Raw genomic sequence first — 13732 nt, 5'->3', positions numbered from 1 at the left:
CGACTCCTATCCCCTTTATGAAAGGGGAATGTAATCAGTAAAAATGAGCTATGCCTCTATGCCTGCCCTACGCTGTGAATACATCAAATTGATGTTCACACCCAGCGTTAAGAAGGGATCCGGTGGTGTGCTGCTAGGCCCTGGCGATGCTAACAAAAAGTCGATCATGTCATTGCGCTCGCCGGCCAACCAATCGGCTAACAACGCCCCCGTAATCGTGCCTTTTGTCGTGCCTAATCCGTTGCAGCACAGTGCACCATATACGTTCTTGCCTAGCTGACCAAACACGCCTTCGCCATTGCGGGACATACATAGTGCCCCGCCCCATGTGTACTCAAACTCGGTGTTACTCAACATGGGAAAACGGTTCTCGAAGGATCGACGGTGTCGCTGACGGATTTTCGGAAGTAGATCTGGTTTGCTGCGGCCATCACTGTTGTAGCTAAAACTATTGCGTACTAACAGGCGATTATCCGGTGTGCGTCTTAGCGTAGTCCCAAAGGTATCAGCTGGAATAATGCCCCATGTGCGTTGGCCACCCAAACGTTCGCCCTCTTCTTCTGTCAGCACTCGCGTCATGCTGGAGTATGTAAAAATAGGCAGTAATCTACCAGTATAAAAACCAAACTTAGCAGCAAAAGCATTGTTGGTTAAGACCAGTTTTTTAGCCTCAATAACGCCCCCATTAGCGGTATGCAGTACGACTTTATGAGGGTGTGTTTCATTATCAAACTCCGTGATGACCGTATGCTCATACAACGTCACGTTTTTGGGTAGATTTTCGGCCAGCCCTTTTACTAAGGCTGAGGGCTGCACCAAGATAGTCCCTGGTGTAAAGAGCGCACGTTTATAAAATGAAGTACCAATGCGCTCTGGCAGGTCTTTTTCTTCTATCACGTGATACTCAGTGCCTAAGCGATCCAAACCTTTTTGATAGGCCGCCAACACGTCAAGACCGCGTTGCTCCACCGCAGACTGGTACTTGCCTATAGGATCCATTTTGCAATCAATGGAAAACTCTGCCACCAAGCCTTTTAGGATTTCTTGGGCCGCTCGGTTTAGCTTCAGGTACATACCAGCTGTGTTCAAGTCACCAATATAATCCGGAGCACCGATGTCATGTGGTAGGTCAATTAGGAAACCAGAGTTTCGGCCCGACGCTCCAAAACCCACCTCTTGCGCTTCTACCAGCACAATGCTGTCATCGGGGAAGTTGTTCGCTAACTGTCGCGCTGCCGATAACCCAGCAAAGCCTGCCCCCACAACCACCCAATCCGCTTCCACTTTACCGGTAAGCATTGGTTTTACAGCGCGTTTCTGGCTTAAGTGATACCACGCACAACCATTATCATCTGCGGGTGTAGATGTAATTCTTATCATGTTGTCTCCCCACTATTGTTATAGCCATTCTTACCCTCATCCAAGATTGCCCATATAAGAAAACGGACTATTTTCAGAAGAAAATGTCGCCCGTGTTCCACGGCTTGGTACAAGCGGGTTTCAGGTTGTTATGCTATGTCGAAAATCTTGCCAGGATTCATAATCCCATGCGGGTCAAAAAGCTGTTTTATACCCCTCATATAGTCCACCTCAACTGGGCTACGACTGTATGCTAAATATGGTTTTTTAGTGAGCCCTACCCCATGTTCTGCCGAGATTGATCCTCCATATTTCGCCACTAGCTCGAAAATCTTAGGGTTGATGCTTTTACATAACTCATAGAACTCAGGGATGGGCATGTCTTGTGGCTTCACCACATTCAAATGCAGGTTGCCGTCACCAATATGTCCAAACCAGCAGGTTTCAAAGGCGGCATAATGTTGAGCAAAAAACTGCTCTATATCGTTGATGAATGCTGGGACATGACCAATCAGCACCGAGATATCATTTTTGTTGGTGGTATACCCCGATAAAGACTCCGTGATGTCTTCGCGCAAGCGCCAGAGATTTTTCAACTGCTCTAGCGACTGGCTTAATACGCCATCCAGCACCCAGCCTTTCTCCATGCAGGCTTCAAATACCTGCATGGCTTGATTCAGGGTTTCCTCATGCGGGCTTTCAAACTCGATCAACACATAGAAAGGCGCTTGCGTCGTAAAGGGTGCGCTCACATGACCGCAATCCACCACTTTTTGCATCGCATTCGCATCAAAAAACTCAAAAGCTGTTAAATCTATTTGTGCTCTGAATTCACGCATGACCGGCATCACCGCCTCAAAGTTGGGCACGCCCAGGACGAGCACTTGTAAATTCTGCGGCTGACGCTCTAGCTTCATATGTGCTTCGGTAATCACCCCCAATGTCCCCTCTGAGCCTATAAACAAATGCTGCAACGCATAGCCGGTGGCATTTTTCATCATGCCGTTATTAATATGTAGCACCTCACCACTGCCCGTAACCACTGTTAGCCCCAACACCCAATTACGGGTCATGCCATAGCGTATGACCTTGATACCACCAGCATTGGTTGCAATATTCCCCCCTATCTGGCTAGAGCCGGATGAACCAAAATCAACGGGGTAAAACCCCCCCTTTTCTTCGGCAATCGTTTGCAACTGTTCTGTGACCATGCCAGCCTGTACCTGTATCACTCTGTCCTCAGGCAAATAATCCAAAACTCGATTCATTTTTTCTAGGCTCAGGACTATTTCGCCCTTCATGGCTACCGCCCCACCCGAAAGCCCTGTACGCCCGCCAGAAGGCACAATAGCGATGCGCTGCTGATTGGCCAGTTGCACTATTTTTTGCACCTCTTCGGTGTTATCCGGGAACACAACAGCCATAGGGTTAGGCGTAAATACTCGGGTTTGGTCTTTACCAAACACCTGCTGACTATCTACATCTATCTTTACCCTATGCTCGCCCACGATAGCGACTAACTGCTCTATTACGCTTTGCATACTAGTTTTCCATGTGAACGTTATTTTCGCTGCCCACAAACTCGACGATGTTGGCAATCGCTTTATCCATTAATGTTTGCATGGCGTTCTCGCTGCTCCATGCCACATGCGGGGTGAGCATAAAATTAGGATGGTGAATAAGCTGAAAAATAGGGTTATCCAGTTGTATAGGCTCGTGCTCCACCACATCCAAAGCGACTCCCCCCAAACGGTTTTCTTGTAAGGCGCTAATCATGGCAGGCTCATTAATCACCCCACCACGCCCTGTATTAATCAGCAATGCGTCTTTTTTCATCAGGGTAAGCTCAGTTGCACCAATCAGATGATAGGTTTCCGACGTTAACGGACAGCAAATCGCCAGCACATCGCTGGTTTTGAGTAACTGAGTTAACGGAACATACTCGTTGCCTTGGTACTTACCGTTTCTGTCATGCAGTTTCACCTGCATGCCTACACCTTCAGCGATCTGCTTCAGTCGATGAGCAATAGGCCCATTACCAATGATGCCCAGCTGTAGCCCACGCAGATCCCTCACCCTGTAATTCAGGTATAAGTTTTGTAGCGCAGCCTTGCCCTCGTGTATGTCGCGCATCAACTGGTGGTAATTCCCCGTGCGACGCAATAGTGCAAAAATCAGCGACAAGGTATGTTCTGCCACTGTGTTCTCGGCATAGCCAGGCACGTTTGCTACGCGTAAACCGCGTTCTTGGCAATACGCCACATCGACAATATCCACCCCGGTTAACGCCATAGAAATCATTTGCAGATTAGGCAGCTGCTCTAACTGTTCTTGGCGTAACGGCAAACTGCAGGTCACTGCAATCGTGGCATCCTTTAAGCGCTCAACCACCTGATCTGGGGCGGTATACGCATAGTTGGTCCATGTATGAGGAAACTCAGGTCTATTAATACTGACCGCAGGCCCTATACCTTCGTAATCTAAGAAAACAATATGGTGTGTCATGGCAACTCTCTATTCTTTAACGTCGTTGAGTTGCGGCACATAACCAGCCGGAGCCAACGCTGCCAGCTTTTGTGTCAACCAACCTGCTTGTTTATTCATGTCCTCATAGCGCTCTTTTTTCACCAGCGCATTACGCACCACATGTGCACCTAGATAGCTAAAAGGCTCGGGGGGAAACAGTTTGATCTCTTGATCAACTAAGCCGCAATTTGCCCACTCATCGTTAACACCCTCTACCAACGACTTAATAATGCGGCTGGCAAAGACTGTCGTTCCCACCCCATTACCTGAAAAACCAATCCCAAAAAAGATATTCTGGTGACCACCCAAACGGCCAAAATTAGGTAGCCCTTTTATCGTTCTATCTATGGGGCCAGTCCAGTTACTGACTACAGGCACATCATTTAACTGCGGGTAGAAGCTACGCATCTCCTGCTCTACTTTGTCAGCAGCAGGGCTAGGCTTGTCGTAAATGGTTTCTATATCACCGGCAAAACCAAACTGCCCTAAAGGCTTACCAAATACGATGCGTCCTTTGGTGGTGTTACGCCAATAGTTCAACAACGTACGGGAGTCTGTAATGGCTACGCCACTGTCTAACCCTATGGCTTTCAAACGCTCAGGCACAGGTGCTGTGGCCACCATATCGCTGGACATGAGCGTAATCATGCGTCGTAACTCGGGGAACTGCGCCCCCCATGCATTCATTGCCACCACGACTTTCTTGGCTCGAATGCTGCCTTCTGGCGTGTGCACGACAGGAAGCTCAGATCGTTCCAGTTTTGTTAGTGGAGTGTGCTCGAACACTTGTACGCCTAGCTTGATAGCGACGGCTCGTAAACCGCGTGCTAATTTTGCGGGCTGTACGGTTGCGGCATTGGGGTCAAAAATCCCCCCAAGCACTCGTGGGGAACCGGTACGTTGCCTAACCTCATCAGGCGACACTAGCTGAAACGGATTCAACCCGTGCTTTTCCAACTCAAGGGTTAGCAGCTCCCACGAGTCCATCTGGGTTTGGTTACTGGCGGTCCACAACCATCCATCTTTGCGAAACTCGGCATCAATACCATGTTCGTCACAAAAGCTGCCTATTTCATCAATGGCAGACTCTGCTGCCTCGCATACTCGTCTGGCCTCCTGCTCACCGCAGATTTGCATCAACGACAAGTACTTCGCCCACCAGTTTGTAGCAATGCCTCCATTACGACCGCTTGCCCCTGAGCCACAACGATCACGCTCTATCACAGCAACATTCATGTCTGGGTTCGCCTGCTTTAAGCGTATGGCAGACCATAAACCAAAAAAGCCTCCCCCGATAATGCATACATCCGCCTCTATAGCCCCCCTCAAGCTCGGTGCCAACGCGCTTTCCTGATCCAATGCCTCCGCATACCAGAACCCTCTGTACATAAACGTTATCCTTTTTCTGCTTTATGAATTGGCTCTAGTATTTCTCGACGTGCACCTTTGTCGATAGCAGGAAAATGACAGAATTTAGGATGTCTTTACGTCTACGTGTAAACCCTCTTTGCGATTACTATGGACGAGCGTTTATGCTGCACCGCTTAGTTCGGCTTCTTTTTCGTGCACAACATCGCCAATAGCCGTGCACTTTTCTCTGGACCTTCACTAACATGCCCGCAACCTACTTATGCTACGAAGACGCCAAATCTGTACTCAGTTGGCCAGAGGCCGTGGACGCATTACGCCAAGGCCACTTGCTACCTAAAGCAGACATGCACGATCTGTTGTTTGGACCTGAAAATGGTATGTTGATGACACGCGCCGCACGTATAGAAGGTAAGGCTTTGGCATCAAAACTGAGAGTGTGTTTAATCACAATGCAGCACATGGTTTACCCAACACCCACGGTGCTGGGCGCCACCTTACTAGCACGCCCTGACAGCAAACATCTGGTGATTGTGGGTGCAGGCGTTGTGGCAAGAAATCTGGCGCGTGCTTACTGTGCGCTGTTCCCTGCTTAGAAAAAATATCTATCTGGGCTAGACGCATAGAAAAAGCGCACATGCTCTGCAATCAATTGGCTGGTATGGATATCGCTGTTCACGCCGTAACTGATTTACCCGCAGCCTTAGCGAGTGCCACTCAAGCGCAAAGTCCAATCCTGCGCGGGGAATGGATACGTCCAGGTACACACATTGATTTGGTGGGGGCTTTTACTGCTACGATGCATGAGGCAGACGATGCGCTCATTGCAGCCTCTGTTTTATACGTAGACAGCCACGCCACCACGCATCACATAGGCGAGATTGCAGCACCTATTGCTTCCGGTGCCATTACTGCAACGCACTTACGAGGCGATCTGTACGATATGGTTGCCCACCCAAGCGGCCTACGTGCTGAGCACGACATTAGCGTATTCAAAAATGGGGGTGGCGCGCATTTAGATGTGATGGTGGCAGACTGTTTGCTTAAAAAGCTAGGCTTATGAGGCTAGAAAAAAGGTTGCGAGGCAAGCTCACCTCCTAACACAACCAAAAACACCAAGAAGCACTGTTTGAAACGTTTGGGGCTAATCCTCGCTCGAACGCGCGCGCCCAACCACATACCCATTAATGCTGGAACTACCGCCCACGTAGATAACCCCAGTTGCTCTACTCTAAACGCTCCATGCACGAACAACCCCACAGCCAGCGCCACGGTAGACACCGTAAAAGATAGTCCCAGTGCTTGCACTAATTCGTCTTTGCTCAGATTTAAGGCACTGATATAGGGTACTGCTGGCATGACAAAAACACCGGTTGCTCCGGTGATGATCCCGGTTAACACACCCACTAGCGGCGAAGCCCAGCGCTCTGCCTTGGTAGGCACGAAAAACACGGGCGCGACCAAGGCATACACCGCATACACGATTAACGCCACACCTAATGCAAACCCTGACCACAATGGGTTTACATGCACTAACAGCACGGTTCCACCTACCGTTCCCACGCAAATAGTCAACAACAACGGCCACAAACGACGCCATAACTTCGCTATCGCAGGCCCCGCCAACAACTGCCACACGTTGGTGATAAAAGATGGCAGTACTAGCATTGCTGCCGCCATTGATGCTGGCATCGTAGTGCCTAATACGCCCATTGCTACTGTAGGTAGCCCCATGCCGGTTACGCCCTTCACCATACCAGCAAAGAAGAAGGTCGCCGTCAGCAGTAAATAAAAATAAAGTTCTGTAGTCATGCGCTTATTGAAGCGCTGACGCCGCTGATGCACAATGAGGTTTTAGGACTCAACCCTTCGGAAAAACCGAAGTATAAGCGAGCAGAATTATGCGTCTTGATTTGACTGATCTACAGCTTTTCTTATGTGTGGTTGAGGCGGGTAGTATTACCCAAGGCGCTGTGCGTGCGCATTTAGCCTTAGCCTCTGCCAGCGAGCGTATACGCAAAATTGAAGACGACGCTGGCGTGCCGCTACTCATACGTCAGGCACGGGGCGTAATAACGACAGAGGCCGGAGATGCCTTAGCCCATCACGCTCGCGTAATACTGCAACAACAGACACTGCTTAAAGGCGAACTACGTGACTTTGCTCTCGGCACCAAAGGCTCGCTCACACTCTATGCCAACACGGCGGCATTGTCCTACTTTTTACCGCCTAGGATTGCCAGTTGGCTCAGCACACGCCCGCAACTGCGCATAGACCTACGAGAGCGTACCAGCGCCGAAATCGTTCACAGTATTACGGCTGGCATTGCAGAAGCTGGCGTTATCTCTGATGCTGTCACCGCACCCCACTTACACCTACAGCCTGTTGCATCAGATCACTTACTGGCTATCGTGCCACCCACGCACCGGCTGGCAACAGAATCCACACTCTCTTTTGCCCAACTGCTACATGAAAACTTTATTGGTTTACCCTCAGGTAATGCGCTGCAAGACCACCTAGAAGCACAAGCTCAAGCGCTAGGCCATGTGCTGCAATCACGCATACAGATGAAGACTTTTGAGGGCATAGGCGAAATGGTCCAACACGGGATAGGCATAGCCATTGTGCCCAAAACCATCGCTACCCGCCTTCAACGTCGTTATGCCTACAAAAAACTAACGCTAACGGACAGTTGGGCACGTAGGCAACTCTGTGTGTGCTATCGCGAATGGGCTCAACTCAGTGCTCCCATGCAAAGCCTAGTAGCGCACCTAGGTGCTAGGCCTGAGCTCGCCTCATCGTAAAAGGTGTAGCCAGTAGCGCTTTATTTCTTGCGAGGCTTTGCAGCTGGCAAATCGCTGTCCGTCACCAAGACTAGCTCTACCAGCCACTCTCGGTCTTCCCAGCGGTCTGCGGTCACCAGCAAGTACGCTTTGGCACCGGGATAAGGAAAGCCCTCCGTTAAGCCTGGCGCGAAGGCCCGGCCTGCTGGTGTGATTTTGAGGTACAACTGATCATTGCACACAAAGCCTACAGGCTTACCCGCCACATACACGCAATACTCACCAAACATGCGTCGCGTGCTGAGCTGATGAACCGTAGAAAGTTGGTCTAGCAAAAAATTAATGATCTCTGCAGAGGTAGCCATAGTCCGACGCAACCTTAAAAGTAGCTGTGCCCTATTTTACCCATGCCCACTGATGCTACCTAGTCTCTGTGATCAGGTTGAGGCGCGCAGTAAATCCACATAAGCCGTGTCAATCAGTTGATCAGTACCTACCCCTAACTGCTGCATCAACGCATGTGCCTCGGCAATCCCTACCGCCGTGTCCTCATCATCGTCTAACACCACTTCAAGCTCTACAAACTCGCCCAAACCTTGCACTCGATCTAGGTGAATACGCGTACGCCCTGCCATAACCAAGGTGCGATGTTTGATCACCCGGCCAACCACACCATGAGCTGCCGCCAATACGTCTCGCAATTGCTGAGGCTGATCGCTTTGGCTAATCAGGTAAAACGAGGTTTTAGGGCCAGCTTGATCTGGGCGGCTATAGAAAATTAGCTCGCCACGGTGTTCATCAAACGCCCGTAACTTCAATCGCCCATTTGTGCACTGAAAGAAAGTATCGTCTTGCTGTATTTCCACGGGGGACGCCGTCGCCACTGCTAATGCCTTGGGCAGCACACCGACAATACTGTCTATATGTGCTTTGATTTCTATATTTCGTGCCATAAATGCTCCGTGATACGCCTATTTACCTAGCTCGTTTCTAACGCGTGAATGAACCTCTGGCACATTTCAGCGCTACTACAGGATTATTGTCGCGCATCAACGAGTAACACGCTTGAAATCACGCCTAGGCCTTACAGGAATCCGTACAACCAAAAGCCCCAATAAACGCTATTGAGGCTTTGGCAGGCAACGGTAAAGCATCAATGGTACAAGCTAGTCGTCCTCTGCTTTACTCAAGTCAACAATCAGCTCACCATTTAAGACCGCATGGGCACGCGCTTTATCCACGTCACCCTCCCATGCACCAATTACCACCGTACCAACACAATTACCAATCATGTTGGTAAGTGCCCTAGCCATGCCCATAAACCAGTCTACAGATAACACCAAGACCAAGCCTATGGCAGGAATCGCTGGTACAGCACTGAGCGTTGCGGCCAAGATCACAATGGCTGATCCAGGCACACCATGCGCCCCCTTAGAGGTCAACATAGAGATCAGCAAGATGGTCATCAGGTCTACAAAACTCAGAGGCGTATTGGTAGCTTGGGCGATAAAGACGGCGGCCAGTGTTAAGTAAATAGAAAAACCATCCAAGTTAAACGAGTAGCCCGTAGGAATCACTAAACCCACCGTGGTGTTTTTCACCCCTAAACGTTCAAGCTTACGCATCACTTGCGGCAATACAGCATCGGACGACGCCGTACCCAATACCACCAGCAGTTCTTCACGCAAATAACGGATGAACTTAAAGATATTGAAACCAGCCAATCGCAAAATGGTCCCTAATATCACCACGACAAAGATGAAGCATGTCACGTAAAACAGTGCTACCAACATGCCTAACTTGCCCAGTGTACCAATCCCATACTTCCCAACCGTAAAGGCAACCGCACCTAATACCCCTAGCGGAGCCAAACGCACAATAAAACCAATGAGCTTAAAGAATACGTGCGATAGCAAGTCGATGAGCTGTGCAATGGGACGCCCCTTTTCACCCAACATGGCCACTGCCAAGCCAAACAAAATGGCGATCAACAGCACCTGCAAAATATCCCCACTGGCAAACGCATCTACAAAGGTAGTAGGAATAATGTTCATCAAGAAGCCTGTGGTGTCTGTCGCCGCTGCCACGCGTGATGTATAGGCAGCCATTTCACTGGCATCTAAGGTATTGGTGTCCACATTCATACCACCACCTGGCGAAAAGACGTACGCCAAGCTAATACCCAATACCAAGGCAAACGTAGTGACCACCTCGAAATACACCAGCGCTTTCACCCCAACGCGCCCTACTTTCTTAATATCACTGGTGCCGCAAATACCGTGCACCACCACACAAAACACCAAAGGCGCGATGATCATCTTGATCAATTTGATGAAACCGTCGCCAAAAGGCTTTAATGCTACCGCCGTGTCTGGCCATATCACGCCAGCCAGTACCCCCAGTAATAGTGCAACAATCACCTGCCCGAACAAACTTTTCACAAAACGCATGGTTCTCACTCCAACTGCTATTCTTATTAAAATCTCAACTAACATTTCAGTTATGCAGCAAACAGGACACAGCTAAAATAGTAGTTAAATACTAGATGTGGCATGCCTAATATAAATTATTCCCGCACAGCCACACACAGAGCACTTACCCTGACCCAGTACCGCTACGCGAGACCTTTTGAGTGATTACCAACATAAGCACCCGTACTAATTCGCTATTAAGTGATCAAGCCTTTGATGCTTTACGCGACACGTTACTCTCCGGCGAGATACGGTCGGGGCAAATGGTGTCTATTTCCGAGTTATGCGACAAGCTGGGCTTTGCTACCGCTCCGGTACGTGATGCCATCAAAAAAGCAGCGGCCGTAGGCTTAGTCACGGTTTACCCCCAACGCGGGATTGTGGTACTAGAGCTTAGCCCGCAAGAGCTTTACGCCAACTTTCATTTTCGTTATTTAGTTGACGCAGAAGGTGCCAGACTCACAGCACGACAACCAGACCACCGTACACTGGCGGCACTGAAAAACGCGCATCTAGACCTAATAGAAAAACTGCAAAACACAACGCTGACCCGACAATTGCAGGTAGAAGCTATGGAGCTAGACTGGCGCCTGCATCACTATTTGGCCAACACCCTAAAAAACCCCATCATTGCCAAAAACTACAGCGAAAACTGCGATCGCATACAAGTGCTGCAAAAATACCGCCCCCCTCTCAGCACACGTATTCAGTTAGCCATGACAGAGCACATCGCGATCTTAGATGCCATCGCCAGCGGTGATGAGACCGCGTCCGCCACAATGGTGCAACATCACTTCACACAAACCTTGGCGTGGTGGGGAGTCATGCAAGAGGACTTATAAGCCCCCTTCTATGCATACAAAAAAAGCCAGCATTATGCTGGCTTTTCTTAGACGTCCTACAGCGGAATTAGCGTTGCCCTATACCTATAGGATGCCCCTAATCCCTTATAGACATGTCTTAGTCGTTACGCTCGGTCACTAGAACCAAGTGGTAACCGAATTGTGTTTGCACTGGGCCTTGAACAACGCCAACGGGGGCGCTGAATACCACGGCGTCAAACTCAGGAACCATTTGACCACGGCCAAATGTACCCAAAGCACCGCCTTGACGGGATGAAGGGCAGCTAGAGTTAGCTTGTGCCAACTGCGCGAAATCTGCGCCGTTTTCAATTTCAGTTTTCAGTTCTTGCGCTCTTTCTGCGCTGCTAACCAAGATGTGGCTTGCGGATGCTTGTGCCATAGTGTGCTCCTAAACAATCGACCTGAAAGGTTAACGCAATTTTGCTAAAAATGCAGTCATTGCCACACAGAAACCCATGAAAAGCGTTAACCCACTGAGGGTATCATTCGCATCAGAGTCTATTTGTTGCCTAGTGCAGCTTAGGCGGACGGTGCTCTCGCCAAACGCATCATCAAGGCATCCAGCGCATTCGCAAACTCTCGCCTATCCGACTGACTAAACGCTGCTGGCCCACCTATCTCCACACCCGCTCCACGCAGTTCCTCTAACATATCGCGCACCGACAGACGCTCACGAATGTTATCTGCCGTAAAACGCTCACCGCGTGAACTTAGTACATACACATTTTTTTCTACTAATTGTGCCGCCAGCGGAATATCACCGGTAATGACCAGATCGCCAGCACTGGCATGCTCCACAATGTAATCATCCGCCACGTCAAAGCCTCGTGGTACTTGCACCGCCTTGATCAAGTGAAAAGGCGGTGTACGCAGCATTTGATTAGCCACCAACGTTAATGGTTTTTGCCAGCGTTGCGACGCCCTGAACAGGATTTCTTTCACCACTACCGGACAGGCGTCGGCATCTACCCAAATTTGCATAGTTTCTCTCTGCTACCTCGCATTACCATGCGTCATTGTAGAAGATGCTGGAGGCCTGTATACAGGTGAATTGTATGACCTGCTCAATCCCTATCGCACCAACACTCTAGCTTGCTGAATACTCGTTGAAATCAATTGTTCATAGTGCTCTTGTTGCCCGGCGGGCAAGACAGGCAGCAAGGTTTCTTGACGCTTGCTCACACCAAACCAAGACTCTACCAACCACCCCACCAAATACAGGGCAGCCAAACAGCCCCCAGCCGTTGCCACCCTGTCTCGGCACACTAGCGCCTGTTCCACCACATCCACACCGCGTGCCTGCAAGGCTGATTGAATTTCTGGATGTGTTGTGGCTGGAGATTGTGCCAGCAACCCTAAACGTTCAAGAATAAAGGCCCCAGCACAAATAGAGCCTATGTATTGCTTGCTACTATCCAACTTCAGCGAGGGTAAGAAATCAGGGTCCCGTAACGCCGCAGGTATACCTTGTTTCCCACTAGAAAAAAACACAGCATCTGCTGTATTGGCTTCTGACACCGGGCCATGTACATCAACGTTCAACCCATGGGCAGAGATAATGGTAGGGCTGGTTGCCAAAATCCGTACTGTCCAATCCTGCTTATTACGACCCAAGATATCCCACATCAAAAACAGATCTATGTCGGTAAATTGATCAAACGCTACCAGTGCAATAGTTTTCAAAACGAACTCCTTAGTCCACTCACCACACGCCATATGCGGTGATAATACGTATGTAGAATTCGCAATTTATCAACTTGGATAACGCCATACACAGTCTGTATGGCCACTTACTATGGGTACTCTCACTCGTCACCACTGGATAGAAGCTGGCTTTACTGCGCTAGAGCACGAAGGTCATGCTGGTGTATCGGCTGAAAACCTAGCCCGCCGTTTGAACGTGACGCGTGGCTCGTTTTATCACCACTTTCGCAGCAAATCTGACTACGTGACTGCCTTACTTAGCTACTGGGAAGACGACTACACACGTAGAATGCTGGCTTATGCCTCACAGGGCACCAATTCCACCGACACCCTATTACGTTATGTAGACATTGCATCTGAAAAACGCCCACACATAGAAGTGGCGATTAGAGCGTGGTCATTAATAGACCCGTTAGTCGCTAGCTTTCAGAAACGAGTAGACCAAACCAGGCTGGATTTTGCTGTGAACACCAGCCAGCGCTGGGGAGCTTCCCCTGCTCTCGCTAACCTTATAGGCCAAGCAGTGCATCTCTGTTTAATAGGTGGTCAACAAACTGGACTGCGTCACGATGCGCCCCGTTTTACTGGTTTCATCCAACAAGCCTTAAAGGTCGCAGAAGGATCCTTACTGCCACCTTTCCTAAAACGCTAATACTGC

Annotated in this window: 16 protein-coding genes; 5 read left to right on the top strand and 11 right to left on the bottom strand. The window is 49.6% G+C overall.

All coding sequences use genetic code 11. From position 1 onward, the window contains the following. Positions 1-48: 48 nt before the first annotated feature. From ACLPHM_RS02485 to ACLPHM_RS02470, 4 genes are all read right to left on the bottom strand, one after another. Positions 49-1380 carry an NAD(P)/FAD-dependent oxidoreductase gene (locus ACLPHM_RS02485; RefSeq protein ID WP_430219690.1) on the bottom strand — a complete coding sequence of 444 codons (1332 nt, stop codon included), beginning with the start codon at positions 1378-1380 and terminating at the stop codon, positions 49-51. Positions 1381-1508: 128 nt separating this feature from the next. Further along, positions 1509-2900, bottom strand: a complete 1392-nt coding sequence (locus tag ACLPHM_RS02480) for an FAD-binding oxidoreductase (protein WP_430219689.1) — start codon at positions 2898-2900, stop codon at positions 1509-1511. A 1-nt stretch (position 2901) separates the two neighbouring features. Further along, on the bottom strand, positions 2902-3864 hold the full coding sequence (locus ACLPHM_RS02475; protein ID WP_430219688.1) for an NAD(P)-dependent oxidoreductase: 963 nt from the start codon (positions 3862-3864) through the stop codon (positions 2902-2904). Positions 3865-3873: 9 nt separating this feature from the next. Next, positions 3874-5274: an NAD(P)/FAD-dependent oxidoreductase gene (locus ACLPHM_RS02470; RefSeq protein WP_430219687.1), complete on the bottom strand. Its 1401-nt coding sequence runs from the start codon at positions 5272-5274 to the stop codon at positions 3874-3876. A 224-nt stretch (positions 5275-5498) separates the two neighbouring features. Here ACLPHM_RS02470 and ACLPHM_RS02465 point away from each other — a divergent pair, with 224 nt between their 5' ends. Continuing rightward, positions 5499-5849, top strand: coding sequence for a hypothetical protein (locus ACLPHM_RS02465; RefSeq protein ID WP_430219686.1), 351 nt, complete (start codon positions 5499-5501; stop codon positions 5847-5849). Positions 5850-5890: 41 nt separating this feature from the next. Then, positions 5891-6316: a hypothetical protein gene (locus ACLPHM_RS02460; protein WP_430219685.1), complete on the top strand. Its 426-nt coding sequence runs from the start codon at positions 5891-5893 to the stop codon at positions 6314-6316. Between the two features lie 2 nt (positions 6317-6318). Here the strand turns inward: ACLPHM_RS02460 and ACLPHM_RS02455 are convergent, their stop codons facing one another. After that, positions 6319-7065, bottom strand: coding sequence for a sulfite exporter TauE/SafE family protein (locus tag ACLPHM_RS02455; RefSeq protein ID WP_430219684.1), 747 nt, complete (start codon positions 7063-7065; stop codon positions 6319-6321). A gap of 89 nt (positions 7066-7154) precedes the next feature. Between ACLPHM_RS02455 and ACLPHM_RS02450 the strand changes: the two genes are divergently transcribed. Further along, positions 7155-8057: a LysR family transcriptional regulator gene (locus ACLPHM_RS02450; RefSeq protein WP_430219683.1), complete on the top strand. Its 903-nt coding sequence runs from the start codon at positions 7155-7157 to the stop codon at positions 8055-8057. A 20-nt stretch (positions 8058-8077) separates the two neighbouring features. Here the strand turns inward: ACLPHM_RS02450 and ACLPHM_RS02445 are convergent, their stop codons facing one another. From ACLPHM_RS02445 to ACLPHM_RS02435, 3 genes are all read right to left on the bottom strand, one after another. Further along, the gene (locus ACLPHM_RS02445; protein WP_430219682.1) at positions 8078-8401 is read right to left on the bottom strand and encodes a TfoX/Sxy family protein; all 324 of its coding nucleotides are present in this window, start codon (positions 8399-8401) and stop codon (positions 8078-8080) included. Positions 8402-8473: 72 nt separating this feature from the next. Beyond that, on the bottom strand, positions 8474-8989 hold the full coding sequence (locus ACLPHM_RS02440) for a class IV adenylate cyclase (RefSeq protein ID WP_430219681.1): 516 nt from the start codon (positions 8987-8989) through the stop codon (positions 8474-8476). A 213-nt stretch (positions 8990-9202) separates the two neighbouring features. Continuing rightward, entirely contained in the window at positions 9203-10486 is a 1284-nt protein-coding gene (locus tag ACLPHM_RS02435) for a dicarboxylate/amino acid:cation symporter (protein ID WP_430219680.1), read from the bottom strand. A gap of 182 nt (positions 10487-10668) precedes the next feature. Here ACLPHM_RS02435 and ACLPHM_RS02430 point away from each other — a divergent pair, with 182 nt between their 5' ends. After that, complete coding sequence (locus tag ACLPHM_RS02430; RefSeq protein ID WP_430219679.1) at positions 10669-11349, top strand: GntR family transcriptional regulator; 681 nt, start codon at positions 10669-10671, stop codon at positions 11347-11349. A gap of 118 nt (positions 11350-11467) precedes the next feature. On the opposite strand, the gene ACLPHM_RS02425 is transcribed toward ACLPHM_RS02430, so the two are convergent. The 3 genes from ACLPHM_RS02425 to ACLPHM_RS02415 form a co-directional block, all read right to left on the bottom strand. Continuing rightward, positions 11468-11749 carry a peptidylprolyl isomerase gene (locus ACLPHM_RS02425; RefSeq protein WP_135866920.1) on the bottom strand — a complete coding sequence of 94 codons (282 nt, stop codon included), beginning with the start codon at positions 11747-11749 and terminating at the stop codon, positions 11468-11470. Positions 11750-11889: 140 nt separating this feature from the next. Further along, a complete protein-coding gene (locus ACLPHM_RS02420; protein ID WP_430219678.1) occupies positions 11890-12351 on the bottom strand; it encodes a YaiI/YqxD family protein in 462 nt (153 codons plus the stop codon). Positions 12352-12441: 90 nt separating this feature from the next. After that, a complete protein-coding gene (locus ACLPHM_RS02415; protein WP_430219677.1) occupies positions 12442-13053 on the bottom strand; it encodes a DJ-1/PfpI family protein in 612 nt (203 codons plus the stop codon). Between the two features lie 112 nt (positions 13054-13165). On the opposite strand from ACLPHM_RS02415, the gene ACLPHM_RS02410 reads away from it, so the two are divergent. Continuing rightward, the gene (locus tag ACLPHM_RS02410; RefSeq protein WP_430219676.1) at positions 13166-13726 is read left to right on the top strand and encodes a TetR/AcrR family transcriptional regulator; all 561 of its coding nucleotides are present in this window, start codon (positions 13166-13168) and stop codon (positions 13724-13726) included. Positions 13727-13732: the final 6 nt, after the last annotated feature.

The sequence above is a fragment of the Paenalcaligenes sp. Me131 genome (assembly GCF_050487225.1).
Lineage (GTDB): Bacteria > Pseudomonadota > Gammaproteobacteria > Burkholderiales > Burkholderiaceae_B > Paenalcaligenes.
Note: the sequence above shows the minus strand (reverse complement) of the source record. Positions and strands in the feature narration are given on the sequence as shown.

Coding starts and splice junctions, on each gene's coding strand:
- ACLPHM_RS02485 (WP_430219690.1), bottom strand. CDS start 1,380: ATGATAAGAATTACATCTACACCCGCAGATGATAATGGTTGTGCGTGG.
- ACLPHM_RS02480 (WP_430219689.1), bottom strand. CDS start 2,900: ATGCAAAGCGTAATAGAGCAGTTAGTCGCTATCGTGGGCGAGCATAGG.
- ACLPHM_RS02475 (WP_430219688.1), bottom strand. CDS start 3,864: ATGACACACCATATTGTTTTCTTAGATTACGAAGGTATAGGGCCTGCG.
- ACLPHM_RS02470 (WP_430219687.1), bottom strand. CDS start 5,274: ATGTACAGAGGGTTCTGGTATGCGGAGGCATTGGATCAGGAAAGCGCG.
- ACLPHM_RS02465 (WP_430219686.1), top strand. CDS start 5,499: ATGCCCGCAACCTACTTATGCTACGAAGACGCCAAATCTGTACTCAGT.
- ACLPHM_RS02460 (WP_430219685.1), top strand. CDS start 5,891: ATGCTCTGCAATCAATTGGCTGGTATGGATATCGCTGTTCACGCCGTA.
- ACLPHM_RS02455 (WP_430219684.1), bottom strand. CDS start 7,065: ATGACTACAGAACTTTATTTTTATTTACTGCTGACGGCGACCTTCTTC.
- ACLPHM_RS02450 (WP_430219683.1), top strand. CDS start 7,155: ATGCGTCTTGATTTGACTGATCTACAGCTTTTCTTATGTGTGGTTGAG.
- ACLPHM_RS02445 (WP_430219682.1), bottom strand. CDS start 8,401: ATGGCTACCTCTGCAGAGATCATTAATTTTTTGCTAGACCAACTTTCT.
- ACLPHM_RS02440 (WP_430219681.1), bottom strand. CDS start 8,989: ATGGCACGAAATATAGAAATCAAAGCACATATAGACAGTATTGTCGGT.
- ACLPHM_RS02435 (WP_430219680.1), bottom strand. CDS start 10,486: ATGCGTTTTGTGAAAAGTTTGTTCGGGCAGGTGATTGTTGCACTATTA.
- ACLPHM_RS02425 (WP_135866920.1), bottom strand. CDS start 11,749: ATGGCACAAGCATCCGCAAGCCACATCTTGGTTAGCAGCGCAGAAAGA.
- ACLPHM_RS02420 (WP_430219678.1), bottom strand. CDS start 12,351: ATGCAAATTTGGGTAGATGCCGACGCCTGTCCGGTAGTGGTGAAAGAA.
- ACLPHM_RS02410 (WP_430219676.1), top strand. CDS start 13,166: ATGGGTACTCTCACTCGTCACCACTGGATAGAAGCTGGCTTTACTGCG.